A 26,347-nucleotide genomic window follows, 5' to 3' on the forward strand; every position below is an offset into this window, starting at 1 on the left:
CTCCTCATGTGCGGGGGCAACAGGTCGGGTCAGGCATCGAACCGGAAGCCGCCGAAGGCCCGGTGCTCCGGCGCCGCTTCGGGTTCGGGCTCCGCGGGGTCACGCAGGAGGCGGGCCACTTCCTCTTCGAGCCGCAGGGCCATCCGCTCGGCGGTGTCCGCGGCGTAGCGCTCGGTGTCGTACTGGAGCCACAGCCGCATGCCGTCCGCGTGTTCCACGAACTGGAAGGACAGCTCGAACATGCCGACGCGCTGGGGTATCGGCCCGCCGCGCAGGGCGATCCCGTCCGGCGGACACGGTCCCGTGTCGATGCGGGGATACAGGGCCACCCACACGTCGAAGAACGGCGGCCGTCCGGGGGAACGCGGTGGAGCGAGCGCCGCCACGAGCGTGTCGAAGGCCACCTCGCTGTGGTCCACCGCGTCCACCGTGCGCTGCGCGACCTGCTGGACGAGGTCGTCCGCGGAAGTCCCGTCCCGGACTTCGAGCCGCAGCGGGACGGTCGCGACGTGGAAGCCGACCGCGTCGTTCGCACCGAGTCGGGCCCGCCGGTCCACGGGGGTGCCCAGGCAGATGTCGGTGCTGCCCGTGATCCCCGCCAGGGTACGGGCGACGGCGGCGGCCAGCGGTACGAACGAGCCCGCGTGGTGCCGCCTGCCCAGGTGCGTCAGCTGTCGCAGCACGTCCGGGCCGATCTCCCGCACGGCGATGCCGGTGGCGCTGCCGGCCCGCTGCGTCCGCGGACCGCGCACCGGGAGGGGCAGTGGCGCCGGAGGGGGGAGTAGCACGCCACGCCAGTGGTCGAGCGCGGCCTCCTGATCGGTCGGGCGGTGAGCGGGCCGGTCCTCGGGCGGCCCGACGGCAGCCGGATCCGCGTAGGCGGCCACGAGTTGCGTGGCGAGGACCTCCAGGCTGCGTCCGTCGCACACGAGGTGGTCCGCGAGCAGCAGGAGCGACCACCGGGCGTCGGCGCGCAGGAACAGGGTGGTCCGGGTGAGCGGGCCGGTCGACGGGTCGAACGGCACTGCGAGGCGCTCGTCCACCAAGGAGTCGAACCGGGTCCCGGCCGGGTCGTCCCCGCGCAGGTCGATGACCTCCAGCGGCGGCAGGTCGTCGGTGACCAGCGCCCGCGGTTCGCCCTGGGCCTCGACGAAGACGGTGCGCAGCGCCGGGTGGCGCCGGCCCAGGCCGGCCCACGCCGCCGCCAGCCTGTCGACGTCCACGGCACCCTCGCCGTCCAGCAGACAGGGCACCGTGTAGGCCCCGGAGTCGCCGTCCCCGCGCTGCCGTTCGAGCCACAGCCAGCGCGTGGCTTCGGCGACTTCGGTTCCGGGCAGCGCGGTGGCGGGCTGTGGGCGCGGGGCGGAGGCGGACGGCTCGGCGGGTTCCACGGTGCCGGGGGCGAGGTCGGCCAGCCGGGCCGCGAGCAATGCGGGCGAGGCGGCGTCGAAGATGTCCCGTACGCGGACCCGCACGCCGAAGGCCACTTCCACGGCCACGGCGAGGTCCAGCGCGGACAGGCTGTGTCCGCCGGCGACGAAGAAGTCGGTGTCCGCAGTGACGTCGTCCACTTCGAGTGTCGTGGCGAACAGCTCGCACAGCCGCTGGGTCAGGTCGGGTCCGGTCATGGCCGGGTCGTCCGTGTGCCTGAGGGCGGTGTCAGAAGTCATAGTGTGTGTCGCTCCAAACAGGGCCGGGTGCGGACGGCTCGGGGGTCGGGGGCACGGTCGGTGACGGGAGCCCGGGGGGCGGTACGGGCCGGCCGGTGGCCAGGGTGTGCAGCACCGCGGCGACATGATCGGCGTAGGCGCCGGCCTCCGCCTCGTCGAGCAGGTTGTCGTCGTAGGTGAGGTCGAGGTGCAGGGTGTCGCCCTTGATGCGTGCGTACAGCCAGAGGTCACTGGTCGCGGGCAGATCGTTCGCCGGCAGGTCTTCGACCACGTGGCTCTCGGGGCCCAGGCCCGCGTTCTCCCAGCTCACGCCCAAGTCGAGCAGCAGGCTGCGGCCGGGTGCCGCGCGCAGGGCCAGCCGCTGGGCGAGCACGTCGAAGGGCAGCCGGGAGTGTTCGTAGGCCTCGAGGATCCCGATCTGGACCCGGGGCAGCAACTCGCGTCCGGTCACCGCGTCGTCCAGCGTGACCCGTAGGGGCACCGCGTTGGCCAGGTAGCCGATCAGGGCGTCTGCCTCGGGCCGGTGGCGGAGTCCCGCGGCGAAACCGACGACGAGGTCGGTGGCCCGGGTGTGCTGGTGCACGGTGAGGGCGAACGCGGTGACCACCTGCGCGAACGGGGTCGCGGGGGCGCCGCCCAGCACGTCTGCGGGCAGGGACCGGTGAACCTGTCCGGTCCGGCCCCGGCGGCTGCGGCGGCGGGCCGGGTCCACGGGATCGGGCCCTTCCGCGACGCCGCTCAGCCGCTCCCGCCAGAACTCCAGCTGGCGCTCCGCCTCGGGACCGGCCAGCCACTCCTGCTCCTCACGGACCCACTCCTGGTAGGTGTAGGGGAGTCGGGGGAGTCGCGGCGGTTCGCCCGCGACGGCCTGCTCGTACGCGGTGAACAGGTCGCTCAGCAGCACGTCGACGCTCGCGCCGTCGTAGATCAGGTGGTGTGCGGTGACAGTGAGCAGATCACCGCCGACGGGCCCCGCGAGCAGCCGCACCTCGAACAGCGGCGCCTTGTCGAGGGCGAAGCCGACCCGCCGGGCGTCTTGCAGTGCGGCCGCGACCTCCGGCCCGGAGGGGTCCGCGCCGGGCAGGTCCACCACGACCAGCGGTGCGCCGTCCGGCAGTCGGTCCAGCACGGTCAGCTCCGCGTCGGTTCCCCGGGGCAGGACCTGCGCGCGCAGCATGTCCTGGCGCTCGACGACGGCATCGAGGGCGCTGCGGAGCGCGCCGGCATCGATCCGGCGGCCCAGCCGTACGAGGTCGGAGATGACGAAGGTGTCCGAGCCCGCCCATCGTGAGGTCAGCCAGACGCGGCGCTGTGCCCGGGACAGCGGCAGGAACCCGCCCTCCGAGGACGGCCCCGCGACCGGGCCCCGCTCAGCTGCGGCGTTCGCCGACTGCCCTTCCAGTGCCGCGGTGAGTGTGGCCACGGTCTGGAAGGTGAAGACGGTGCGCACCTTGACGTGCAGGGCGTGCGCGATGCGCGCGGCGGTCAGACTGTGGCCGCCCAGCTCGAACAGATTTGCGTCCGGGTCCGTGACGGGACGCTCCAGAATCTGCGTCCACACGTCGGCGACGTGCTGCTCGGCCGGGGTGAACGGCCGGGCGGCAGCGGGGGATTCCGCGGCGGCCAGGGCCTCGTCGGGCGCGGGCAGCGCCCGGCGGTCGAGTTTGCCGCCCGCGGCCACCGGGAGGGCGGGCAGGTACACGAAGGCGGCGGGCATCATGAAGGCGGGCAGCCGTTCCGCGAGGTGCCGGCGGAGCGCCGCCGGGTCCGCCTCACCGACCACGTAGGCGACCAGCCGTGGTTCGGCGCCGGTGGTCGGGAGCACGGCTGCGTTGCGCAGACCGGGGGCTTCGGCGAGGACCGCGGCCACCTCGTTCGGCTCGACCCGGTTGCCCCGGATCTTGAGCTGGTCGTCGGCCCGGCCCAGGTACTCCAGGCGTCCGTCGGGCAGCCGTCGGGCCAGGTCGCCGGTGCGGTACATGCGCTCTCCCGGGCGTACCCGGCTGGTCACGAAGCGGGCGGAGGTCAGCTCGGGGTCGCCGAGGTAGCCGCGGGCCAGGCCCGCTCCGCCGATGCACAGTTCGCCCGGAGCGCCCAGCGGCACCAGCCCGCCCCGCTCGTCGAGCAGGTCCACCCACTTGCCGGGCAGCGGGCGGCCGATCGAGGCGTCACCGGAAGCCGTCCCGGACCGGGTGTCCGGCGTGCCGGGGGCCCCTGTCACGTCCACCGGCTCCACCGTGGTCACCACACTGTCCTCGGCCGGGCCGTACTCGTTGAACAGCAGTACGCCGGGAAGGAGTTCGGCATGCCGGGCGGCGAGCGCCCGGGTGACCCGCTCCCCGCCGAGCACGACCTCGCGCACCTCGCGGAACGCCGGGCCGACCTCGTCGAGCAGCATCTGGTAGAGACTCGGCACGAGCAGCACATGGCGGATCGGGTGCTGCCGCACGACCGCGGCCACATCCTCCGGCGTGAGCAGCTGTTCCCGGGTGACGATCACCATGGGTGCGCCCGAACCGAGCGCGCTGAACACGTCGGCGATGCCGGCGTCGGCGTGGATCGGATCGACCTGGAGGACCGCCCCACCGGCGTCGAGGCCGTAGTGGTCGATGCGGAAGCGGACGGAGTTGACTATCCCGCGGTGCTCCACCATGACGCCCTTGGGCGTTCCGGTGGAGCCGGAGGTGTACACCACGTACGCGAGGTCGGCGGGGCCGGCGGGGTGGAGCGGTCGTGGCTCGTCCCGGACCGCGGCGGCCTCGGGCGCGTCGCCGACGGTCACCGTGGGCAGGCCCTCGGCGGCCGTGGTCCGCGTGAAGTCCGCCGACGTGACGGCGGCGACCGCCCCGCTGTCGCGGAGCACCCGCGCCAGCCGGGCCGGCGACTGCTGCGGATCGAGGGGAAGGAACGCCGAACCGGTCTTGAGTACGGCGAGCAACGCGACCGGCATCCACTCGGAACGCTCGCACAGCACCGCGACCACGCGGTCGGGGCCGGTCGGCGCCACCGCCGCGATCCGGGCGGCCAGGGCATCGGCCCGGCGGTCCAGTTCACGGTAGGTCAGGACACGGTCGCCGCAGACGACCGCCCGGCCCTCGGGCGCGCGCCGCACCTGGGCGAGTACGAGGTCGAGGAGGGTGCCCGCGGAGCCTTCGGCAGAGGCGCTCTCCCCGGTACCGGCCGCGATGAGCGCGGCCCGCTGTGCGTCGGGCAGCAGGGGGGCCGTGCCGACGGGGGCCTCGGGGGCGTCCGCAAGCGCGGTCAGGAGGCGGTCCAGCTGGCCGGCGAGCCGGTGCGCGGTCCCCGCGTCCAGTACGTCCTCGCGGTAGGTGACAGCCACCTCGATCGGACGGTCCGGGCCGGGTTCGCTGAAGGCGAAGGAGAGGTCGAACCCTTCCGCGCCGCTGTCCAGCCGGATGTGTTCGACCGCCGGGCCCTCCTCGGTGCCCAGCGGGTCCGTACCGGAGACGGAGGCCTCGACCAGCACGTCGAAGAGCGGATTGCGGCCCGTGATCCGTTCGCGCCCCATCGCCTCCACGAGGTTCTCGAAGGGGTACTCCTCGTGGGCGCGGACCTCCTGCGCGTGCGCCGCCACCGCGGCGACCACATCGGTGAAACCGAGCTCCGGCGCGATCGCGGTGCGCAGCGCCACGGTGTTGACGAACAGCCCCACGGAGTCGGCCAGTTCGGGACGGTCACGGCCCGAGACGACCGTGCCGAGCACGATGTCGCCGGCCCCGCTCCAGCGCAGCAGAAGGACACGGACGGCGGCCACCATCGCCGTGAACGAGGTGGTGCCGAGCCGCCGGCACAGGTCCTGCACGGACCGGGTCGTGCCTTCGCCGAGCGTCAGCCGGACCGTGCCCGCCGCCGAACTGCGCTCCGTCGGCCGGTGGCGGTCGAGCGGCAGGTCCACGCTCGGCGCGCCGTCCAGGGTGCGCCGCCAGAACGCGCTGCTCTGCGCGTCGTCCCCGCGGGCGTGCTCACCGAGCGCGTACGCACCGTACTGAGTGGGCTCCGGTACCTGCTGCCTGCCGTTCAGGAACCGCTGGAGGTCGCGCAGGATCACCGCGAACGACCAGCCATCGCAGACGCTGTGATGAACGGACAGCAGGAGCGTGCCGCCGGGGCGCCCGTCCTCGACGATCCAGTGGGCACGCAGCAGGGGACCCTCGGCCGGGTCGAACACGTGGCGCTGCTCCGCATCGGCGATGCGCCGCAGCAGACCGGCGGCGCCCTCGGCGCCCGCCCGGTGGACCCGCAGCCCGGGCCGGGCCCGCTCGGGAGCCAGCACGATCTGGCGCAGGCCGTCGGGGTCGGCGTCGAACACGGTGCGCAGGGCCTGGTGCCTGCGCACCGTCCGCTCCAGCGCTTCCGCCACGTCGGCCGCCTCGTGGGCGCCGGGCAGCCGGAAGGCCTCCACCATGTTGTACGGGCGCACTTCCCCGCCCTCGTACTGTTCGAGGAACCACATCCGGCGCTGGGCGTTGCTCGCGGGGACGGGGTCCGGGGTCTCGGGCCACGGCGTCCGGGGGGCGGGGTCCGCAGATCCGTCGGCCGCGGCGCGGCGCAGCAGCGCGCCGAGCCCTTCGGGAGTGCGGGCGGTGAACACGTCGCGGACGGTGATCACGCCGCCGCCGGCAGCCGCGCCGAGCCGGCCCGCGAGGACGGCGGCGGTGAGGCTGTGGCCGCCCGCCGCGAAGAGGTCCTCGTCCCCGGCGCACGGCGCGGCCCCGAGCACGTCGGCCCAGATCCGGGCGGCGGTGCGGTCGGCTTCGTCGGCAGGCTGCCAGACCTGCCCGTCCAGGCTCGCCACATGGGCCAGGATGGCCACGCGGTCGATCTTGCCGTGCAGGGTGACGGGCAGCTCGTCGAGTCGCAGGATGCGGCCCGGGACCATGTAGCCGGGCAGGCGCAGCTCCAGCCGGCGGCGTACGTCGGCCGGTTCGAGACCCTGGTCCGAGGTGTAGACGGCCACGACTGCCGGCGGTCCCGAGGGGGCGGTGAAGGGAAGGACCGTGGCGGCGACGATGCCCGGGACGGCGCTGAGGGACGCCTCCACCTCGCCGAGCTCGACCCGGTTGCCGTGGATCTGGATCTGGTTGTCCCGGCGGCCCAGGAAGACCAGCTCGCCCCGGCGGTTCCAGCGGCCGAAGTCGCCGGTCCGGAACACCCGGACGCCGGGATGCGCGGGGAGCTCGCAGAACCGCCCCGGGCCGGTCGGTTCGTCATCGGCGTAGCCACGGGCCACGCCGGGGCCGAGCACGTGGATCTCGCCGGGGATGCCGGGCGGCGCGTGGTCCCCGTGCGGGGTGAGCACCAGCACGCCGAAGCCCTCGGTGGGCCTGCCGACCGGGACGGTGGTCAACTCGGGGAAGGCCGATCCGGGGCAGGTGAAGGTGGTCGCCTCGATGGTGGCCTCGGTGGGCCCGTACAGGTTGCCGAAGGTGCCCACGCGCAGTCGGTCCGCCAGCCGGGGCAGGAGCCCCGCCGGGATCTCGTCGCCGCCCAGCAGGCAGATGCGGACTTCTTCGGCGGCTCCGGCGGGCAGCCCTTCGGCCATCACGGCGAGCAGGGAGGGAACACAGTTGATGACGTTCACGCGCAGGCGTCGCGTCGCCGCCCAGAACTCCGGGGGCGAGAGCGTCTGGGGTGAGTCCATGACCACCACGCAGCCGCCCGCGGCGAGCGTCGTGAAGATCTGGTACGTCAGGGCGTCGGAGGTCACCGCCGACAGCAGGGCGCACCGGCTCTCCTCGTCGAAACCGAGGAGCCGACCCGAGGCGAGGGTCTTGTGGGCGAGCTGACGGTGGGTGAGCGCCACCGGGCGGGGGAGGCCGGTCGATCCGGAGGTGAAGAAGAGGATGGCTTCGTCTTCGGGATCCGGTCCGGCCGCCGCCCCCGGGCCGTCGGCGGTGACCAGGGCCTGCGGGGACACCACGGGGAGGTCCGTTTGTCCGGGCAGTTCGTCCTCTGCGGAGATGACGCAGACGGCCCCGCTCAGGCGCAGCTGACGGGCGACCCGCGCCGGCGGGTGCGAGGGGTCGAGGGGAACCATCGAGGCGCCCGCCCGCAGTACCGCCAGCACCGCCAGCACGAGTTCGGGGCTCTTGGGCAGCAGCAGCGCGACCCGGTCGCCCGGCTTCACACCGTGGTCGAGGGTGAGCGACCGCGCGGCGCGCGACGAGCGCAGCCCCAGCTCCCGGTGGCTCCACACCACGGTGCCGTCGGACACCGCCTCGCGGTCCGGGAAGCGGTCCGCGGAGTCGTCGACGATGCCGGTGAGGGTCGCGTCGGCGAAGTCCGCCACGACCGGCAGGCCCGACCACCGCTCCAGTTCGGCGCGCTGTGCGGGACCGAGGACGTCCAGCTCCGTGACCGGCCGCCGAGGTGAGCGGCCGAGTTCCTCGAGGGCGGCCGCCGTGCAGCGAAGAAGGGCTGCCGCGGCCACCGGAAGCTCGCCGTCCGCCTCGGCGCTCAGGGTCAGCCGACCGCCTGCCCGACGCAGGGTCAGGCACAGGCCGACAGGCTCCAGCAGCTTGCCGCCCGCCTCCTCGCACACGACGCCGAGCCGGCCGAGAGCACGGCCCACGGGCACACCGGCGAGCGCCAGTCGGGAGGCGACCGCCTCCCGGTCGGGCCAGGCGAGGGGCAGGGCGGACTCGAGTTCGGTGTGCAGCGCCATCAGGAAGGCCGAGGCCGGTGCCGCGCGGTCGAGGGGAGCGCAGAGCGCGAGCTCGCGTGGCACCGCGTCCGCGCCGGTCCCCGCGCCCGCCCCGGGCGACGGGGTGGGCACGGGCACCAGGACCACATGCCGGGGTTCCCCGTCGAGGGCGGCCAGCGCGAGCCGGGTGGCCGCGACGGTCAGCAGCAGGAGGCCGGTCGCGTCGCCTCCCGACAGGGCGTCCAGCCGCTCGGTCACCGCGGGTTCCAGGACGCATTCCGGCGTGGCTCCGTCCGGGGACACGACATCCAGGAACGGAACTCCGCGGCCGGCCGCCAACCGGGCGAGCCAGGATTCACTCAGGGCATTGTCACTCAGCATTTTGTACGCTCACCCAATACCTTCGATGGTTCTGAAGAACTTGACGGCACCTTAAGATCCTGCGCAAGGGAAATGAGTCTTGTCAATCATGAATCCGATGCCTACAGTCGACCATTGCCCTCACTTCCTTCGGTCGTTATGATTGCCGATCATCGACGTCCGGCACCACGATCCACCCACCAACCGACGGGATTTCGCATGCTCAAATCGCAAAGGCTCGCCACGCTTCCGATCGATTCCTACGACCTTTCCGAAGACCTTTCGGTCATCGATTCAAACGATGCCGGAGGTGAGTACGACGCATTCTCCTTCGGTTACTGGTCCGCGCATGTCCTCGCGAACTCCGGAGGAAGCGGCAAGGACACGGCCTTCCGGCCCTACGAGGGCCAGCTCACCCTTACTGAACTGGGCAAGAAGCTCCCCGGGATCATGTCGCTCGTCACCGACAACTTCCCCCTCGAGAGGCTGCAGTGGGTACGTGTATTCGGCCTCAGTGACGGAATTCTCGCGCCGCATGTCGATTTTCTAGAATTCTCCGAGCCGGGTACGAGGCTTCAGATACCCCTGCGCACGGACGAGGACTCCCTGCATTCCGAGAACGACATCGTCTATCACCTCCGGCGCGGCGAGGTCTGGAAAATCCACACCACAGTTCCGCACTCGGCCCGCAGTGTTTCACCGCTCGCGAGGCTGTCTCTGTGCCTTGATTTCTCGGATGCCGAAGCCCCCATTGAAATCAAGAACGCCATCCCGTCCGAGCTGCCGGTCCGCATCATTTCGCGTCCTCCGGTCTCGGACGCCGACGTGGCGGAGCTGCTGTCCTCCGCGGCCGATATGAACGCCACCAACCTGCGCGCCTCCTTCCGGAAATTCGCCGCGGTCCCCTTCACGCGCCAGGCCGATGCGACGGCGGCGTTCGACTGGTTCATCGAAGCCGCCGTGCGCACCGGGGACGACGCACTGGTCCGGAAGGCCGAGGCGTTCCGGACGTACTGCATCGAGAAGCGCGGCTACCGCGAGGACTTCGACTGGTGAGGCACCAGGGACAGGGGCTGCGCCCCGTGGCCGGGCAGGGCCTTGCGGTCGAGCTTGCCGTTGGGTGAGACGGGCAGGCCGTCCACCAGCCACCAGCGCACCGGCACCATGTAGTCGGGCAAGGCTGCGAGCAGCGCCCGGCGCAGTTCCGGGGCCGGCGGCGGATCACCGGTGAGAGCAGCGTGCAGCTCCACCGCCCCGTCGGCCCGCACCACCGCGAACGCCGCGGCGTCCTTGACCCCGGCGAAGTCCGCGAGGCGCGCCTCCACCTCCCGGGGTTCCACGGCATTGCCCCGGATCTTGATCAGGTCGTCGATCCGGCCCAGCAACTGGAGCGTCTGGTCGGCCCGCCACACCCCCCGGTCCCGGGTGCGGTACAGCCGCTCGCCCGGACGGAACGGATCGGGCACGAACGCGGTGCGGCTCAGCTCGGGATCGGTGTACCCCAGGGCCACCCCCGCACCGCCGATGTACACTTCCCCGACCTCCCCGTCGGGCACCGGCACGCCGTCCTCGTCCAGCACGTAGACGTAGGTGTTCCACACCAGTGACCCGACCGGCGGCCTCGGCTCGAGATTGCCGGCAACCCCGCTCATCGAGTGGCTGGCCACCATGTGGTTCTCGGCCGGCCCGTAGTGGTTGTGCAGGGTGATCTCCGGTCGGCGCGTCAGCAGTCCCTCCAGAGCCTCCGTGACCCGGACCGTCTCGCCCGCGCTGATGATGTGGCGCAGGTCCGGGGCGTGCTCGAAGTTGGTCGGCAGCGTCATGACCACGTCGATGAGCGACTGCGGGAAGTCCACGACCTCGATGCGTTCGTCGATGACGAAGTCGATCAGATCCCGTGGATCGCGCCGCACATGGGGCTCGGGCACGTGCAGGCACCCGCCCGAGGCGAGCGTGTAGAACATCTCCTGGACCGACACGTCGAAGGTCAGCGGTGCCACCTGGAGGACCCGCCGTCCGCGCCCGAGCCCGGAGCCGTCCACCTGCCAGGAGATGAAGTTGGCCAGGCAGCGGTGGGTCTGGACGATGCCCTTGGGCTTGCCGGTGGATCCGGAGGAGAAGATGACGTACGCGGGATCCTCCGGCTCCGGCGCCCGGCGGACCGCCGCCGCGCTGCCCGCCGGATCCGGTGCCACCAGACCCGCCAGACCGGTCGCCCGCAACCCCGGGGCGCCGGTGTCCAGCGCCCCCGGATCGGCCATGACCAGCAGCTCCGCGCTGCTCGCCCGCAGAATCTGCTCGATGCGCTCGGGCGGGTACGTCGTGTCCACCGGCAGGTAGGCGGCCCCGGACCGCAGCGTGCCCAGGACCGCCGCGGTGAACTCGGCTCCCGCCCGCGCGGCGATGAGCACCGTGTCACCGCGCCCGATGCCGAAGTCGCGCCCGAGCCGGCCCGCGACGGTGTCCGCGAGACGGTCGAGTTCCGCGTACGTGACCTCCCGGCCCGGCTCGCGCACCGCGGGTGCCCCCGGGTGCGCGGCCACCTCGCGGTCGATCAGCTCCAGGACCGAGGAGACGCCGGTGTCCACCACCGGCCCGGCGTGCCCCGGGAGAGGGGTCGCCGCGGTCATCGCCGTGCCCCCGGCTGTCCCTCCCAGGACCGGGTGACCGGCTCCGGCAGGAACGAGTAGGGGTCCTGCGGGTCGTCGGCAGTCGCCTCGACGGCGATGTGGTGACCGACGCCGAGGTCTCGTGCGAGCTCCTCGAACACCTCGACCATGACGAGGTCCTGGAGCGCCAGGCCTGTCGAGTCGTACACGGTGGTGACCGGGGACAGCTTCCGGTGCGCCTCCGGGTCCAGGAGGATCTCGGCGAGCGAGGGCCCGATCTCCTCGGGAGCGAGCTGCTGGCAGTCGCCCTCGGCTCGCGCCTGCGCCACGTGGTCGGGGACGACGACCGCGTTGCGCAGCAGCTCCAGCGGCAGCTCGGTCTTTCCGGGCATGTCGGAGCCGATGGTGTTGATGTGCACCCAGGGCTTGAGGCTGGTTCCCCGGATGACAGGGCCCGCGTACGGCGCGACCGAGGTGGCGGTGCACAGCACGTCGGCCCGCTCCTCCATCTCCGCCAGCGGAGCGATCCGTACGGCCCCGGCAGGCAGCCGGGACCTGGCCGCGAAGGAGTTCTCCGCCCGTACGTCCTCGTCGCACACCAGGATCTCGGAGAAGGAGAAGACCCGGGACAGGGCGTGCAGTTGTGTCACGGCCTGCGCGCCGCAGCCCACGAGACCGAGGACCGCGGAGTCCGGACGCGCCAGCACCCGGCTGGCCAGCGCGGACGCCGCACCCGTACGGATGGCGGTGGCGAAGGTCCCGTCGATGACCGTCCGCAGGTGGCCGCTGTCCGCATCGAAGGCGCACAAGGTGGACAGAATGGTGGGCAGCTGGTTCTTGGTCGGATTGTGCGGGTTGTAGCCGACCATCTTCATGGACACCGTGGCGCCGTGCCGGAGCGCGGGCATCCACTCCAGCAGACCCAGATGGGGTGTCTCGATGAGGAATCCGTCCCGCTGCTTCATCTCCACCGGTGCGTCGCGGCCGGTGGCGAGAACGGTTTCCAGTCGGGCGATCGTCAGATCGTAGAGTTGCCCGAGTCCCACCTTCGAGACGATGGTGGCGATGGCTTCGGCGTCGACTATGCGGGTGCGCTCGGCTTGCAAGGGTCTCTCCTGGCGCTCAGTGTGCGGGCTGGTCCGAAGAAGGCGTAGGAACAGAGGATTTTGAAGAGGCCGGGCCGCGCCCGTGCCAGGACTCCCACAGCCCGGCGTACGCGCCCCCCGCCGAGACGAGCTCGTCATGAGCTCCCTGCTCGGTGATGCGGCCGGCCTCCATCACGACCACACGGTCCGCGTCATGAGAGGTGTGCAGCCGGTGGGCGATGGCGATGACGGTGCGCCCGCGCAGCACGCCTGCGAGCGAACGCTCGAGGTCGCGGGCGGCCCGCGGGTCGAGCAGCGAGGTGGCCTCGTCGAGCACCAGAGTGTGCGGATCGGCCAGGACGAGCCGTGCCAGGGCCAGTTGCTGTGCCTGGCCGGGCGACACGGGGTTCTCGTCGGTGCCCAGCTCCGTGTCGAGGCCGCTGGGAAGGGCCTGGACCCAGTCCTCGGCGGCCACGGCCGCCAGGGCCGCCGTCACCTGCTCGTCCGTGGCGTCCGGCGCGGCCAGTGCGACGTTCTCGCGCACGGTTCCGAGGAACACGTGGTGTTCCTGGGTGACCAGTGCGACGTGGCGGCGCAGTTCTTCCAACGGCAGTTCGTGGACCGGCACTCCGCCCAGCGTGACCGATCCGGTACGCGGCTCGTGGATCCCGGCGAGGATGCGGCCGAGGGTCGACTTCCCGGCCCCCGAAGGGCCGACGATGGCGATGCGCTCGCCGGATCCGACGCTGAGACTGACGTCCTCGATCACGTCGTGACCGGTCCGGTAGGCGTAGGCGATGCCTTCCGCGGCCAGCCGGTCGCCTTCGGGCCGCCGACCGGAGTCGCTCGCCGGGCCGGCCTCGGCCTCGATGCCGATCAGACGGGCCAGCGAGGCATCACCGACCTGCAACTCTTCGAGCCAGCCGAGGAGTTCGTCCAGCGGGTCGATAACGGCCCGGGTGTAGAGGGTCGCGGCGGTCACCTCGGCGAGGCTCACCCAGCCCTCGATGTAGAAGAAGCCGCCGAACAGCAGAGTGGCGGCGACCGGCAGCACGTAGCCGAAGTCCATCAGCGGGAACCAGACGCTGCGCAGGAACAGCGTGCGCCGCTCCGCGCCGTTCGCCCGCTCGACGTCCTCGTCCGTGCGGCGGATGCGCGGGCCGGACCGGTGCAGCGACTCCACGGTGCGGGCGCCGGTCACCGTCTCCGAGAGGCCCTGGGAGAGGTCGGAGTAGCCGGCCGCCTCGGCCAGGTAGGCCTCCCGGGCACGTGCCAGGTACCAGCGGGTCGACCAGACGATGAGCGGGACGGCGACGAGGCACGGCAGGACCATGATCGGGCTGGTCACGACCAGCGCCACCAGCGTCAGTCCCACCGAGAGGCTCGCCACCAGGATCGACGGCGCCCCCATGCGTACGGCGCTGGACAGCGCATCCACGTCGCGGGTGCTGCGGGTCAGCAGATCGCCGGCCCCGGCCTTCTCCACCGTGTGCAGGGGCAGGGTCAGGACCCGCCGTACGAACCCCTCGCGGATGTCGGCCAGGACCAGCTCACCGAGCCTGGCCCCCTGGAGGCGGGCAGTGCGGGTGAACGCGGCCTGGAGCAGGAGGAGTCCGGCGATCGTCAGCACGGTGATGTCCACCTGGTCGGTGGTGATGCCCTTCTCCACCTGCCCGACCAGACGGCCCAGCAGGGCGGGCACGACCAGACCGCAGACCGTGGCGAGGACGAACCAGAGCACGGTGCGGCTCAGCAGGCCGGTATGGCTGCGCACCAGGCCCCGTACGTGACGGCGGACCGTCTTCGCGTCGGCTACCGGAAGACTCACTGGGCACTCCTCTGAGAGCGGCTGTCGGAAGGACGGGGGACGGTGACGGTCACGTCTCCTCCCGCATGACAACGGCGGCGTACTGGGACGCACCGGTGGCGAGTTCACGGTGTGTACCGGTCACGACGACCTTGCCGTCCTCCACGTAGGCGACCTCGTCGGCCTGGGCGAGCAACAGCGGGCTGTTGCTCACGACCACGGTCGTGCGCTCGGCCCTGGACCTGTGGAGCCGTTCGGCGATCACCGATTCGGTGTGCGCGTCCACGGCGCTGGTCGGATCCACCAGGACGAGGATCTGGGGCTGCGCTGCCAGCGCGCGCGCCAGCCGGAGCCGCTGCTGCTGACCGCCCGAGAAGGCGGAGCCCCCTTCGGTGACGACGGTGTCCAGACCGTCCGGCAGGGCCTCGACGATGTCTTCCGCGTTGGCGTCGTGCAGGGCCTGGGCCCGCACCTGCTCCGAACGTCCGCCCAGATCCTCGGCCAGGACACCGGAGAAGAGGGTGTCGTCGTTGCGGGCCACCAGGACGAGGTCGCGCACCTGCTCCAGCGGCAGCGAGTCCAGGGGTACGCCGCCGACGGTCACCTGACCCGGGGCGTAGCGCCCGAGCCGTTCGGCGATCTCGGCGCCCTCCTCCGGAGTGGAGGCGGCGATCGCGGTCATCAGCCCCGGCCGGACCCGCAGCCCCGAGTCCGCGTCGTACAGGTCGGGCGCCTCGGAGAGGTCGGCCCGTGCGGCGTCGGAGCCGGCGTCGGGCTCGAGGGCCAGTACCCGCACGACGCGCTGCGCCGCCACATCGGCGCCGACGAACGACTGCACCGCAGAAGTCGCCGTACGCATCGGCAGCATGAGGAACGCGGCGTATCCGTAGGCCGCGACGAGTTCACCGGCGGAGAGACCGCCACCGACGGCGAGGCGGGCACCGATCCAGACGACCGCCACCACGAAGATGCCGGGGAGCAGCACCTCGGCGGCGGGCAGCACCGATTCGACCTTCGCCACGTGGACGCCGGCCTGGCGCAGCCGCTGCGAGTCCTTGCGGTAGCGCTCGCCGAAGGCGGCCTCGCCGCCGATGCCGCGCAGCACGCGCAGACCGGACACGATGTCGCCGGCCCGGTTCGTCAAGTCGCCCTGCAGGTCGCGGTAACTGCCGATGCGCTTGTGCAGGGGGCTGAGCAGCGGGCCCGTGCCCGCGAGGAGGACGGGGACGCCGATGAGGACGAGCAGGCCGAGGGTGACCGAGGTGGAGAGCAGCACGATGGCGACGAGCACGACGGTGACCGCGCTGCCGATGCCGCGGGCGAGTGCCCCGGGCAGGGCGCCGATGCGGGTGATGTCCGCCGTGCCGATGGCCACGACCTCGCCGGCGGAGATCCGCTTGGGCAGGGTCGCGCCCAGCCGTACCGCCTGCGCGGCCACGAGGCGGAAGGTCAGGTAGTTGGCCTTGAGCCGGCCGATCGTGTCACAGCGGTGGCGCAGGACGCTGCCGGCGGTGGTCACCAGGGCGAGCCCGATGATGACGCCGGTCCAGACCAGCAGCCGGTCGGTGTCCTGCTCCGAGACGGCGTCGATGGCCCGGCCGATGGCGAAGGGGGTCAGGCCCATGCTGGCCATCCACAGGCAGCCCCACAACACCCCGAGGAACAGTGTGCTCGACTGCCTGCCGATCAGCCATCGAAGATAGTGCCGGGGCGATCGGAGGTCCGGATCTCCCAGCTCGGGCAGCGGATCGTTGCTTGGCAATGCGAATTCCTTCGGGGTGGTCCCGTCCCGGATGACCGGGGCGGGCGGGGGCTGAGGGGTACTGAGCGGTTGTGCCGTCGGGGACGCTGGGGAGCGTCCCCGGTCAGCTGTGCGGTGGCAGCAGACCGAGGACGAACGCCCTCAGTTCAGCGGTCACGTGGCGTGGGTCGGCGTGGTGGTAGAAGTGGTCTCCGGGGAAGGTCCGCACGGTGCCGGTACCGGCGGACCAGGCACGCCACTTGCGGATGTGTTCGTCCGTCACGCCGGCATCGTCCTGGCCCCGCCATGCACCGACCGGGCAGGGCAGGAGGGTGTCCTCGCCGGGTGGCGTGTAGGAGTCGCAGATGGCGATGTCGCCGCGCAGGGGACGCGCCACCGCAGCGGCCAGGCGGCTGTTGGCGGCCAAGGCGGCGGGCACGGCGCCGTCCGCGACCAGTTCGGCGACGAGCTCCTGGTCGGTCAGCCGAAGCGAGCCGGAGGGCTCTCCCTGGTCCTCCGGGGCCCGGCAGGCAGAGGCGACGAATCCGCGGGGCCACCGGCCGTGCTCCCGGCCCAGGGCGCGGGCGAGCTCGTACCCCACCAGAGCTCCCATGCTGTGGCCGAACACGAAGTAGGGCAGGTCGAGCCGGGCGGCGAGGGCCGGCGCCAGCTCGTCGAGCACCTCCGCCATGCCGGTCGCGGGCTCCTCGCGCCACCGGCTCTCGCGGCCCGGCAGCTGTACGGCCAGCAGCGCGATGTCCGGGCCGAGCAGTTCCTGCCAGGGGCGGAACTGAAAGGCGCCGGAACCCGCGTGGGGCAGGCACACCAGCAGCGCCTTCGCGGTGTGCGGCGGGTCCCACTCCACGAGGGGCACCGGCTTCACAGCCGGGCTAAGACGGACACGCGAATGCGACGCTTCTGAATGGAGGCACACTGTTTCCCTTGTCAGTCGAGGGTGGCGTTCAACGGTGGACGCCGTATGAGAAGTTGGGGGAGCGGGCGTCTTGCACTGCCCCTCGAGTGAAACTCGATTCGAAATACACAGGCCCCAGCCTCGTCGCCAACATTCCTATCACGGAATGGACTTGGAATGTCAACAGGTGAATATCGGCCGTCCATCATCGCAGCCCCACGGGCTTCCCCATGGGCTCTCCATGCCACGATTTATGATCCCGGTCGAGTCTGCCTAGAGCTCCGCTTCCGATCGCCTGGAAGTGAAATGGAAGAGCCCTCACCAGGCCCTCGAGTTCAGAGAGTTGTGCCGTAGGTCACGTGGTTGAGTCGCATCGGCCCGTGATTCACTGGCCAGGAATTTACAGGTAAGAGGTCGGTCGACCTGGAGCCTTGTCGGCCAGGGTGTTTCGACGTAACGAGGCGTACCTCTGGCCGGTCGGCGTGCAAGGAGATCCCGATGCCGCCGAAGCAGGTGTCCAGAACCCCACCCCTGACGGGGGTGTGGGATGAACGCGTGAAGGTTTCGTGGCGATACAGCGCAACGGGGCCGAGGGGGTGTGCATGGCGCAGGAAAAGCGCGGCGTAGCCGTGGTCTCGGGAGCATCATCGGGCTTCGGCAGGAGAATTGCACAGGTCTTGTGCCGGCGGGGCTACTCCGTGGTGGCTCTGGCTCGCAGAGCGGACCGTCTGAAGATCCTGGCGGACGAGGACTCCACAGGAGCGATTCTGCCGGTGGTCGCCGATGTCCGCGACCGAGAAGGGCTGGCCCGGGCCCTCGACGAGCTGCCTCCGGAATTCCGTGACATCTCGGTGCTCGTCAACAACGCCGGCCTCTCACGGGGATTCGGCCCCCTTCAGTCGGGCAGTGCCGATTCCTGGCGCGAAATGATCGACACGAATATCTCCGGTCTGCTGAACCTCAGCGGCCTGGTACTTCCCCGGCTCGTTTCCCGCGGGTCCGGGCACGTGGTGAACATCGGCTCGATCGCGGCGAGTTACCCGTACATGGGCGGAAACGTCTATGCCGCCACCAAGGCATTCGTCCACCAGCTGTCGCTGAACATGCGCGTCGACCTCCAGGGCACGGGCGTCAGGGTGAGCTGCGTGGCGCCGGGTATGGCGAAGACCGAGTTCGCCAAGGTCCGCTACGACGGGGACGAGGAGTGCGCCGACGCGCTCTACCGGGACATCGAGCCGCTCACCCCCGACGACGTGGCCGAGGCGGTGGCCTGGTGTCTCTCGCAGCCCGCCCGCGTCAACGTCAACATGATCGAACTCATGCCGGTCGAACAGCACTTCGGGCTCGGCTTCGCCGGTAGCCCGCCCGCCCCGCCGGGTGGTGCGGAGGGTGCGTGAGTCTGTGCTGACCGCCTCCCGGCGTGTGACCGCGCCGGACGTGCTCGTCGCAAGACCCGCGCGCCCCGAGGACGCGGAGCAGATCGCTCTGCTCTCCGCCCCGTTCGTCGAGCAGGGCCTGCTGGTCGCCCGCCCGCTGGCCGAAATCGCCGCGACATCGCAGGACTTCGTGGTCGCTTGCGAAGGGGACCGGCTGGTCGGCTGCGCCGGGGTGACACCGTCCGGCGGCAGCCTGGTCGTCTACAACCTGTGCATTGCGGTCGACCGGCAGGGCAGCGGAATCGGCCGGCATCTGGTCGGAATTGCCGAGACCACCGCCAGAGAACTGGGCTACAGCTCTCTGCTGGCCCTGACCCGGCACGGCGGGGAATGGTTCGGGAAGCTGGGCTTCAGAGAAGTCCCGGCGAGCGAGACCCGTGACGAATGGCGCACTCTTTTCCGTCCGGGCCGAAAATCCAGCCTCTACCAGTTGAGGCTCAACTCCTAGCAGTCCGGAAACCGAAGCACGCCCATGTGCCGACTCAAGCAGACCAAGGAGTAACCCAGTTGATAATCTGCGGGTTGAAACTCACGCATGATGGTGCCGTCGCCCTGGTCGACGACGACCGTCTCGTGTTCAGTGTTGAGATGGAGAAGCTGGGGAACGGTCTGCGCTACAGCACTGTTGCCGACTTCAGCCTGATCCCCGGAGTCCTCTCCGACTTCGGCTACAAGCCGGAGGACGTCGACCAGTGGGTCGTCGACGGCTGGGACGGAGACGTCTCGGGAACGGTTTCCCTCCTTGACCAGGGGGTGCCCACAGAGATCGTGGTCGGTCCCTACCGGGAGTCGGCCGCGTGCCCGGCGCTCGATTCGCCCAGCGTCTCGGGCACGTTCCCGATGGACGGCAGGACCTACCCGTACACGAGCTTCCCGCACGCGGCGGGACACGTGGCGAGCGCTTACGTATCCAGCCCCTTCGCCCAGCGCGACGAAGGCTCCTTCGTCCTGGTCTGGGACGGCGGACTCTTCCCCCGCCTCTACTGGGCGGACCCGCGCGGCGGCGTGGAGAACCTGGGTGAACTCTTCCCCCTCATCGGCCACGCGTACGCCATCGCGGGACACCACTTCGGGCCCTTCCGCAAAACCGTCCAGTCACCCACGGTCGACGACCTCTCGGTCGCCGGCAAGCTCATGGCGTACATCGCGCTGGGCCGGGTGGACGAGAGCGTCGTCACGGTTCTGCGGGAAGAGTTCCACCGGGTCTTCGAGAGCGATGAGCCGGCTTCCGTGGAGTACCGCGAGACGGTCGGCGGGTACGGCAGTCTCTTCGAGCGGTCCGTGCCTCCCATCCACGAGTTCTTCTCCGCGGTCCGCGCCCGGGTGTCGGAGAACGGGATCAGCGACGAGGACGTCCTGGCGAGCGTGCACGCCTTCTTCGAGGCCCTCCTCGTCGAACGGATCACCGCCAAGGTCCGCGCCGCCAAGGGCGACGGCCCGTGGAACCTGTGCTTCGCCGGCGGCTGCGCGCTCAACATCAAGTGGAACAGTGCCCTGCGCGAGGCACCGGACTTCCGTGACGTGTGGGTCCCGCCGTTCCCCAACGACTCGGGTTCCGCCATCGGAGCGGCCGTTCTGGGCCGGGCACAGCGCGACGGCCTGGCACCGCTCGCGTGGAACCCCCGCCTGGGCCCGGCGCTGACGCCGTCGGACGAGCTGCCCGCCGGCTGGTCGAAGTCGGCATGCTCTCCGGAGGAACTCGCCGCGATCCTCCACGAGTCCGGAGAGCCCGTGGTGGTCCTGCACGGACGAGCCGAACTCGGCCCTCGCGCACTCGGCGGCCGCAGCATCCTCGCGGCCCCGGTCAGCGCGTCGATGAAGGACGAGCTGAACCGGGTGAAGGACCGCGAACCCTACCGGCCCGTCGCCCCCATCTGTCTCGAGGCCGATGCACCGGGGATCTTCGCTCCCGGCACGCCGGACCCGCACATGCTCTTCGACCACGAGGTACGGGCGGACTGGGTGGACCGGATCCCCGCGGTCATCCACCTGGACGGCACCGCGCGGCTCCAGACGGTCGGCCCGGCGGACGACGACCTGCTCTTCGCCGTACTGTCCGCCTATCAACGGCTCACCGGCGTCCCCGTGCTGTGCAACACCAGCGCCAACCTCAACGGGCACGGCTTCTTCCCCGACGTGGCCTCCGCCGCCGAGTGGGGCAGGGTCGCCCGGATCTGGAGCGACGGGACGCTGTATCAGCGGACCGACGGCTGAGCCGAGGCGTGACACCGGAGGCACACCCCGACCCGGCCGCCCAGGACGTGGCCGAAACCCTCGTCGCCACCCTGCCCCGGATCAGGGAACTGCACGGCCGGACCGTGGTCGTGGTGGCCGGGCACCACGTGCTCGCCGACGACAAGCTGCGGCACGCGTTCTGCGGTGACATCGGGTTCCTGCGGTACAGCGGGGTGAGGACCGTCCTGGTGCACGACGGCGGCCCTCACCTCCCGGCATGGCTGGACGACGACCCGGCCGCGCTGCGCACCCATGTCGCCGGATACGTACAGCGGGGACTGGTGGGGAGCCTCAACGACCACACCACGCTGGCGGTCGGCCTCACGGGTGAGGACGGCCGCACCCTGGAGGTGGGCGAGGGAGAGGACCTACGGGTCGATCCGGGGGTGCTCCGCGTGTTCCTCGACAGTGGCCGGATTCCGGTGGTGTCGAGCATCGCCTACGGCAAGGACGGCGGCATCCGCCACCTCGCTGCGGCATCGGCCGCCACCGCTCTCGCCTCGGCGCTCGACGCCGCCTTGGTGCTCCCGGCCGGAGCCGGAGCGGTGGGCCCGGCGTCCGCGACCTTCGTCGACATGGCCGTGCCGCACGCGGTGTTGAGGCATCTCCATCGCCTCTGACGAGGACAACACCGCGCACGCTCCGGCGGGTGCCCGGCAACCTTTCGGGCTCCGGCGGCAACTGAGGGGTGAACAGTGCACCTCACCCCCGGCTACTCGCTCGACTCCTACCTCAAGGCCTACGATCCCGCCGTCTGGGGCCGTGCCAAGGTGCCGTCCGGCGCTCAGGAGGACGCCCGCAGGGCGGCCCAGGCCAGGCAGGCCGCCCGCGTGGTGTTCACGGTGCCGGCGCGGACCACCGTCATCGGCGTGCCCGGCACCGGAGCGGGCAGCGGCAACCTCGTCGGCGGCGCCCCCGTGGACCTGGTCGCCGCTCACAACGACGCCAACCCCGGGAAGAAGATCAAGACCACCGTCGGCTGGAAGCCCACCCTCACCGCCGGACTGGAACCCGCCGCCGGACTGCCGGCGAAGCTGGCGGCCAAGGCGGGCGCCGGCGTCCTCACCGAGACCGGAGGCAAGGCTCCCGCCCCGTCCGGTCCGGCCGGCGACCGTACGCTGACGGTCGCCGCCGACGGCTCCGCAGCGCACCGTTCCGTGCAGGCCGCCGTCGACGCGGCCACCGCGGGCGACACCGTCCTGGTCGCACGCGGCACCTACCGGGAGACGGTGTACGTCCCTGCCTCCGAGCACGGGCTGACCCTCAAGGGCGCGACCGGCAATGCCGAGGGCGTCGTCATCACCTACGACAACGCCTCCGGCACGCCGAAGCCCGAAGGCGGTACGTACGGAACCGCGGGCAGTGCCACCGCGACCTTCTCGGCGAACGACATCACCGTCACAGGTGTCACGGTCGAGAACACGTGGGAGAGGTCGGCGCACCCGGACGTCAGGGACACCCAGGCCGTGGCGGTCAACGCGTCCGGCGACCGTCAGAAGTACCTCGACTCGCGATTCATCGGGCACCAGGACACCGTCCTGAACTGGGCTCCCTCGGCCACCGGCCAGTACCGGCAGTACTTCCGCCACTGCTTCATCGCGGGGGACGTCGACTTCGTCTTCGGCAACGCCACCGCCGTCTACGACCACGTCGACATCACCCTGCGCGACCGGGGCGCCGCGGCCGGCGGGCTGGGCGGATACCTCGCCGCGCCGAACACCGATGCGGCCAAGCCGTACGGGATCCTCATCACCGACAGCTCCATCAGCAGCACGGACCCCCCACCTGCCCGACCGGGCCCGCATGCTGGCCCGGGTCGAGCGCGGCATGGCCCGTCGCGGCACCGCCGACCGGCTGCGGGACCGCACCCGCACCCGCACCCTGTCCTGGCCGAAGATCGTCCTCGCGACCCTGGCCACCGCCGGAACCCTGACGGTGAGCGCCCTCAGGGTGGTCGCCGTCGTGCACACCTCGGACCCGCCACGGAATCCGACGGCCGCCGCCCCGTCCGCCGCCCCGTCCGCCGGCGGCAGCGCGGCGCCGCCGGCGGAGGGCAGCCGGACCGAGGACGGTCCACTGTGGGCCGACGGCTCCGTCGACCCCCACGGCAACGCCTACTGGGCACAGAGCAACGTCACCCTCAAGGCGAGGAAGCCGCTCACCGCGCTCGTCGTCGAGCTGCGCATCGCCCTCACCGAGGGGGTGAAGGACACCGGCAGCTGGCGGACCCGCCCCGCCGCGGACTTCGACCTCTCCGTCCGCCAGGAAGGTGGCTTCCTCGTCTACCGGTGGACCCTCAAACCCGGCAGGACCCTCCCGTCCGGCGAGCACGTCTTCGCCGGCCAGTACAACCACGCTGCCGGCGGACGCGACGCGAAGGACGACACGTACCGGATCGACGCCGGTGCCGGTGCCGGTGCCGGTGACGCGGAGAGCGGAGCCGCCGTGTGGGGTGGGTTCGCGTAGGGCGCGTCCACGCCCCGCCGTTCAGCGTCGCTGTTCCCGGTCGAGCGCTTCGTCGAGGGTGATGGCGGCCATGATCAGCGACAGGTGGGTGAATGCCTGTGGGAAGTTTCCCAGTTGCTCCCCGCTCGGACCGATTTCCTCGGCGAAGAGCCCGACGTGGTTCGCGTACGTCTGCATCTTCTCGAAGGTGTACCGGGCCTGGGGCAGCCGACCTGCCCGGGCGAGTGCGTCCACGTAGAGGAAGGTGCACAGACTGAAGGTGCCTTCCGATCCGCGCAGTCCGTCCGGCGACGCCGCCGGGTCGTAGCGGTAGACAAGGCTGTCGGAGACGAGCTTGCGGTCCATCGCGTCGAGCGTGGACAGCCAGGCAGGATCCCTGGCGGCGATGAATCCGACCCTCGCCATGAGCAGCAACGAGGCGTCCAGGACGTCGCTGTCGTAGTGCTGGATGAAGGCGCGCTCCTTCTCGCTCCAGCCGCGTTGCATGACCGCGTCGAAGACGGTGTCCCTCGCCTTGCGCCATCTCTCCAGGTCGGCGGGCTTGCGCATGACCTCGGCCAGACGCATCCCGTGGTCGAAGGCCACCCAGGACATCATCTTGCTGTAGGTGAAGTCCTGTCGGCCGCCGCGAGTCTCCCAGATGCCCTCGTCCGGCCTGTCCCAGTTGTCGGCGAGCCAGTCCATCGTCCTGGCCAGGCTCTGCCACCCCCGGAAACTGGCCTGCTGTGCGATTTCGTCACCTTGTGCCAGTGCGTATACGGCCTCGCCGTAGATGTCGAGCTGAAGCTGGTCGGCAGCGCCGTTGCCGATGCGCACGGGCGCGGAACCGCGGTAGCCCTCGAAGTGATCGAGTGTCTCCTCCGGCAGGTCGGGATCGCCGTCGACCCGGTACATGGTCTGCAGCGGCTCGCCGTCCTTGCCCTCGCGCTCGCGCAGCCTCTCCACGAGCCAGTGGACGAAGGCGATGGCCTCCTCGACGAAGCCGAGGTCCAGCATGGCCCGCACGGACAGCGAGCCGTCACGCACCCAGGTGAAGCGGTAGTCCCAGTTGCGCTCTCCGCCGACCTGTTCGGGCAGGCCCATCGTGGCCGCCGCGATCAAGGCGCCGGTGGGGGCGTAGGTGAGGAGCTTGAGAGTGATCGCCGAGCGGTGGACCAGCTCGGGCCAGCGGCCCCGGTAGTGGGACTGGTGCAGCCACTGCTCCCAGAAACGGTTGACCTCCTCGATCTGTTCGGTCAGCCCGTCGACGGTGGGGGAGACCGGTGCCTCGCCGCCGGACGCGCAGACGGTGAAGACCGCGCCGCCGGACTCACCGGCGCTCAGCGTCACCCTGCCGCCCACGTCGTCGCCGTCCCGCTCCAGCGGGAAGGTGGCCTGCAGGTGCGCATCGATCCCCGGAGCCCGGAACACGGCGCCGTTGTCGTCGAGTTCGAGCTGATGGCCGGCCCGGGCGTAATCGAAGCGCGGTCGGCACTCGAGCGTGAAGTCGACGGTGCCCCGCACGGCGCGTACCGCGCGGACCAGGGTGTGCCGGTCGGTGGCGGTGCGGGTGGGGTCCGGAGGCATGAAGTCGATCACCTCGCCCACGCCGTCCGGCGACATGAACCGGGTCACCAGGATGGCGGTGCCGGGGTAGTAGAGCTGTTTGCAGACCGCGTCGGGGTTCTCGGGGGCCAGCAGAAAGTACCCGCCGCGGTCGTGGTCGAGCAGGGCGGCGAAGATGCTGGGAGAGTCGAACCTGGGGGCGGCGAACCAGTCGACGACGCCCTTCGACGAGACGAGTGCGGCGGTCTGCAGATCGCCCACCAGGCCGTGCTCAGCGATGGGTGGATAGCGGTCCATGGTTGCTCCGGAGTCTCGCAGGAGACCCCCTGCATCCACCATCGCTCACCCCGGTCGTCCTTGCCACGCCGATGTGGCGTGCCGGAGGTCGGGGCAGCCGACAGGGACGGCGGCGGCCTTGCTTCAGCCCTGAGTGGCGTGCGGCTTCGCTCCCAGCATCTCTCTGGCCAGCTCCGCAATATTGGCCACGGCGTGGGAGAGCCCGCTCACCACGATGGCGGCCGCGGCGATCAGGACCCAGCCGGCCGCCTCGTGCGGCAGCGCGGGGGCCACCACGACAGGCGATCCGCCCTCTCCGTGCGCCGTGCGCGGCTCTCTTCGCAGCACCTCTTTGGCGATCTCCGCAACACCGGCGACAGCGTGGAACACCGCCCCCAGGGCGATGCCCGAGGCGCCGATCAGGACCCAGCCGCCCCTCCCGATCCCGGCGGTGCGGGGTGCCGGAGCGGACTTCATTCTCAGGTGACGGATGCGGGGCATGGGCTCGGCCTCCTTCGGCGCCACCGTCGGCTTGCCGCGACCTCGGAGGGAGATCGGGCGCCTGCGTCCTCAGGGTCGCGATGAGGAGGACTCTCTGATCATCCGATGCGGGTGGTCCTCGTACCGCCACTGTAGTGCGGGTCCGGCGATCAGGCGCGGCGCAGCCGCGACGGGGCAACTCGAAGTGAGACCACGGCTACGGTGCGTGCCCTGCGCGAATCGTCCTGGCCGTCGGCCGCGGGCCAGGCTGCCGCGAACGGGCCGCTGCGCGGCTGATGAACGGCCGCGCGGCATACGCAGAATGGGAGCATTCACCAGCTATTGTCGAACCGAAAGCGACTGCCATGAACCGCCTTCCCGCAGACCCGACGGTACTTCACCCGTTCCCCGACCAGCCGCGCGTGGTGCTGCTGAAGCCGCTGGTGACCTCGCCGCTGATCGAGGTCGGCGAGTACTCCTACTACGACGACCCGGAAGATCCGACCGCGTTCGAGACCCGCAACGTGCTCTACCACTACGGGCCGGAGAAACTGCTCATCGGGAAGTTCTGCGCCCTGGGAACCGGAGTGCGGTTCATCATGAACGGCGCCAACCACCGCATGGACGGCCCCTCCACGTTCCCCTTCCCCATCATGGGCGGCTCCTGGGCCGAGCACTTCGACCTGCTCACCGGCCTGCCGGGAAGGGGCGACACCGTCGTCGGCAACGACGTCTGGTTCGGCTACAACACCATGGTCATGCCCGGAGTCCGTATCGGGCACGGCGCGATCATCGGATCCGGCAGCGTCGTCGTCGACGACGTCCCCGACTACGCCATCGTCGGCGGCAACCCGGCCAAACTCATCCGCACCCGCCACAACGACGACGACATCGCCCGCCTGCTTGATCTCGCCTGGTGGGACTGGCCCGCAGAACACCTCACCGAACACATCCGGGTCGTCATGTCCGGCACCATCGACGACCTCGAAGAGATCGCACCACGAGCCTGAGCCGGCCCACAGGGAGCACACACCACTCCGGGACACCAGTGGTGACCGGC

General features: G+C 71.1%; 16 protein-coding genes and 1 pseudogene. 8 read left to right on the top strand and 9 right to left on the bottom strand.

Going from position 1 to position 26,347, the window contains the following annotated elements; translation table 11 throughout:
* Positions 1 to 29: 29 nt before the first annotated feature.
* Both OHA89_RS32205 and OHA89_RS32210 read right to left on the bottom strand, forming a co-directional pair.
* The gene (locus tag OHA89_RS32205; protein ID WP_406367715.1) at positions 30 to 1,670 is read right to left on the bottom strand and encodes a condensation domain-containing protein; all 1,641 of its coding nucleotides are present in this window, start codon (positions 1,668 to 1,670) and stop codon (positions 30 to 32) included.
* Positions 1,660 to 8,715: an amino acid adenylation domain-containing protein gene (locus OHA89_RS32210; RefSeq protein ID WP_406367716.1), complete on the bottom strand. Its 7,056-nt coding sequence runs from the start codon at positions 8,713 to 8,715 to the stop codon at positions 1,660 to 1,662. Before OHA89_RS32210 ends, OHA89_RS32205 begins: the two co-directional genes overlap by 11 nt.
* A gap of 198 nt (positions 8,716 to 8,913) precedes the next feature.
* On the opposite strand from OHA89_RS32210, the gene OHA89_RS32215 reads away from it, so the two are divergent.
* Positions 8,914 to 9,750, top strand: a complete 837-nt coding sequence (locus tag OHA89_RS32215; RefSeq protein ID WP_215144868.1) for a putative nonproteinogenic amino acid hydroxylase — start codon at positions 8,914 to 8,916, stop codon at positions 9,748 to 9,750.
* On the opposite strand, the gene OHA89_RS32220 is transcribed toward OHA89_RS32215, so the two are convergent.
* From OHA89_RS32220 to OHA89_RS32240, 5 genes are all read right to left on the bottom strand, one after another.
* The gene (locus tag OHA89_RS32220) at positions 9,726 to 11,324 is read right to left on the bottom strand and encodes an amino acid adenylation domain-containing protein (protein ID WP_266611252.1); all 1,599 of its coding nucleotides are present in this window, start codon (positions 11,322 to 11,324) and stop codon (positions 9,726 to 9,728) included. The two genes, OHA89_RS32215 and OHA89_RS32220, sit on opposite strands and share 25 nt — an antisense overlap.
* Complete coding sequence (locus tag OHA89_RS32225; RefSeq protein WP_406367717.1) at positions 11,321 to 12,409, bottom strand: ornithine cyclodeaminase family protein; 1,089 nt, start codon at positions 12,407 to 12,409, stop codon at positions 11,321 to 11,323. Before OHA89_RS32225 ends, OHA89_RS32220 begins: the two co-directional genes overlap by 4 nt.
* 16 nt (positions 12,410 to 12,425) lie before the next feature.
* Positions 12,426 to 14,216: an ABC transporter ATP-binding protein gene (locus OHA89_RS32230; RefSeq protein ID WP_266611255.1), complete on the bottom strand. Its 1,791-nt coding sequence runs from the start codon at positions 14,214 to 14,216 to the stop codon at positions 12,426 to 12,428.
* 49 nt (positions 14,217 to 14,265) lie between these two features.
* Complete coding sequence (locus OHA89_RS32235; RefSeq protein ID WP_266611257.1) at positions 14,266 to 15,957, bottom strand: ABC transporter ATP-binding protein; 1,692 nt, start codon at positions 15,955 to 15,957, stop codon at positions 14,266 to 14,268.
* 103 nt (positions 15,958 to 16,060) lie between these two features.
* Positions 16,061 to 16,819, bottom strand: coding sequence for a thioesterase II family protein (locus OHA89_RS32240; protein ID WP_266611259.1), 759 nt, complete (start codon positions 16,817 to 16,819; stop codon positions 16,061 to 16,063).
* A gap of 632 nt (positions 16,820 to 17,451) precedes the next feature.
* On the opposite strand from OHA89_RS32240, the gene OHA89_RS32245 reads away from it, so the two are divergent.
* The 6 genes and pseudogenes from OHA89_RS32245 to OHA89_RS32270 all read left to right on the top strand — a co-directional run bounded on the left by OHA89_RS32245 (position 17,452) and on the right by OHA89_RS32270 (position 22,986).
* Positions 17,452 to 18,246 (top strand): SDR family NAD(P)-dependent oxidoreductase, encoded by a 795-nt coding sequence (locus OHA89_RS32245; protein WP_215144856.1) that lies wholly within the window; start codon positions 17,452 to 17,454, stop codon positions 18,244 to 18,246.
* Complete coding sequence (locus tag OHA89_RS32250; RefSeq protein ID WP_406367718.1) at positions 18,239 to 18,733, top strand: GNAT family N-acetyltransferase; 495 nt, start codon at positions 18,239 to 18,241, stop codon at positions 18,731 to 18,733. Before OHA89_RS32245 ends, OHA89_RS32250 begins: the two co-directional genes overlap by 8 nt.
* 74 nt (positions 18,734 to 18,807) lie before the next feature.
* A complete protein-coding gene (locus OHA89_RS32255) occupies positions 18,808 to 20,499 on the top strand; it encodes a carbamoyltransferase N-terminal domain-containing protein (RefSeq protein WP_266611265.1) in 1,692 nt (563 codons plus the stop codon).
* 8 nt (positions 20,500 to 20,507) lie between these two features.
* The gene (locus OHA89_RS32260) at positions 20,508 to 21,140 is read left to right on the top strand and encodes a hypothetical protein (protein ID WP_266611267.1); all 633 of its coding nucleotides are present in this window, start codon (positions 20,508 to 20,510) and stop codon (positions 21,138 to 21,140) included.
* A 537-nt stretch (positions 21,141 to 21,677) separates the two neighbouring features.
* Positions 21,678 to 22,235: pseudogene (locus tag OHA89_RS32265) on the top strand (pectinesterase family protein); the annotation flags it as partial.
* A gap of 88 nt (positions 22,236 to 22,323) precedes the next feature.
* Complete coding sequence (locus OHA89_RS32270) at positions 22,324 to 22,986, top strand: hypothetical protein (RefSeq protein WP_406367719.1); 663 nt, start codon at positions 22,324 to 22,326, stop codon at positions 22,984 to 22,986.
* Between the two features lie 21 nt (positions 22,987 to 23,007).
* On the opposite strand, the gene OHA89_RS32275 is transcribed toward OHA89_RS32270, so the two are convergent.
* Positions 23,008 to 24,828 carry a glycoside hydrolase family 15 protein gene (locus tag OHA89_RS32275; protein ID WP_266611271.1) on the bottom strand — a complete coding sequence of 607 codons (1,821 nt, stop codon included), beginning with the start codon at positions 24,826 to 24,828 and terminating at the stop codon, positions 23,008 to 23,010.
* A gap of 123 nt (positions 24,829 to 24,951) precedes the next feature.
* Entirely contained in the window at positions 24,952 to 25,308 is a 357-nt protein-coding gene (locus OHA89_RS32280) for a hypothetical protein (RefSeq protein WP_257557692.1), read from the bottom strand.
* A 344-nt stretch (positions 25,309 to 25,652) separates the two neighbouring features.
* On the opposite strand from OHA89_RS32280, the gene OHA89_RS32285 reads away from it, so the two are divergent.
* Positions 25,653 to 26,297 carry a CatB-related O-acetyltransferase gene (locus tag OHA89_RS32285; RefSeq protein WP_257557697.1) on the top strand — a complete coding sequence of 215 codons (645 nt, stop codon included), beginning with the start codon at positions 25,653 to 25,655 and terminating at the stop codon, positions 26,295 to 26,297.
* Positions 26,298 to 26,347 lie beyond the last annotated feature (50 nt).

Source organism: Streptomyces sp. NBC_01546, assembly GCF_045208355.1.
Taxonomy (GTDB): Bacteria; Actinomycetota; Actinomycetes; order Streptomycetales; family Streptomycetaceae; genus Streptomyces.

Bases quoted from the DNA above. Each gene is read 5' to 3' on its own strand.
- OHA89_RS32275 (WP_266611271.1), bottom strand. From the start codon at position 24,828: ATGGACCGCTATCCACCCATCGCTGAGCACGGCCTGGTGGGCGATCTG.
- OHA89_RS32205 (WP_406367715.1), bottom strand. From the start codon at position 1,670: ATGACTTCTGACACCGCCCTCAGGCACACGGACGACCCGGCCATGACC.
- OHA89_RS32270 (WP_406367719.1), top strand. From the start codon at position 22,324: ATGCTGGCCCGGGTCGAGCGCGGCATGGCCCGTCGCGGCACCGCCGAC.
- OHA89_RS32210 (WP_406367716.1), bottom strand. From the start codon at position 8,715: ATGCTGAGTGACAATGCCCTGAGTGAATCCTGGCTCGCCCGGTTGGCG.
- OHA89_RS32220 (WP_266611252.1), bottom strand. From the start codon at position 11,324: ATGACCGCGGCGACCCCTCTCCCGGGGCACGCCGGGCCGGTGGTGGAC.
- OHA89_RS32215 (WP_215144868.1), top strand. From the start codon at position 8,914: ATGCTCAAATCGCAAAGGCTCGCCACGCTTCCGATCGATTCCTACGAC.
- OHA89_RS32280 (WP_257557692.1), bottom strand. From the start codon at position 25,308: ATGCCCCGCATCCGTCACCTGAGAATGAAGTCCGCTCCGGCACCCCGC.
- OHA89_RS32245 (WP_215144856.1), top strand. From the start codon at position 17,452: ATGGCGCAGGAAAAGCGCGGCGTAGCCGTGGTCTCGGGAGCATCATCG.
- OHA89_RS32285 (WP_257557697.1), top strand. From the start codon at position 25,653: ATGAACCGCCTTCCCGCAGACCCGACGGTACTTCACCCGTTCCCCGAC.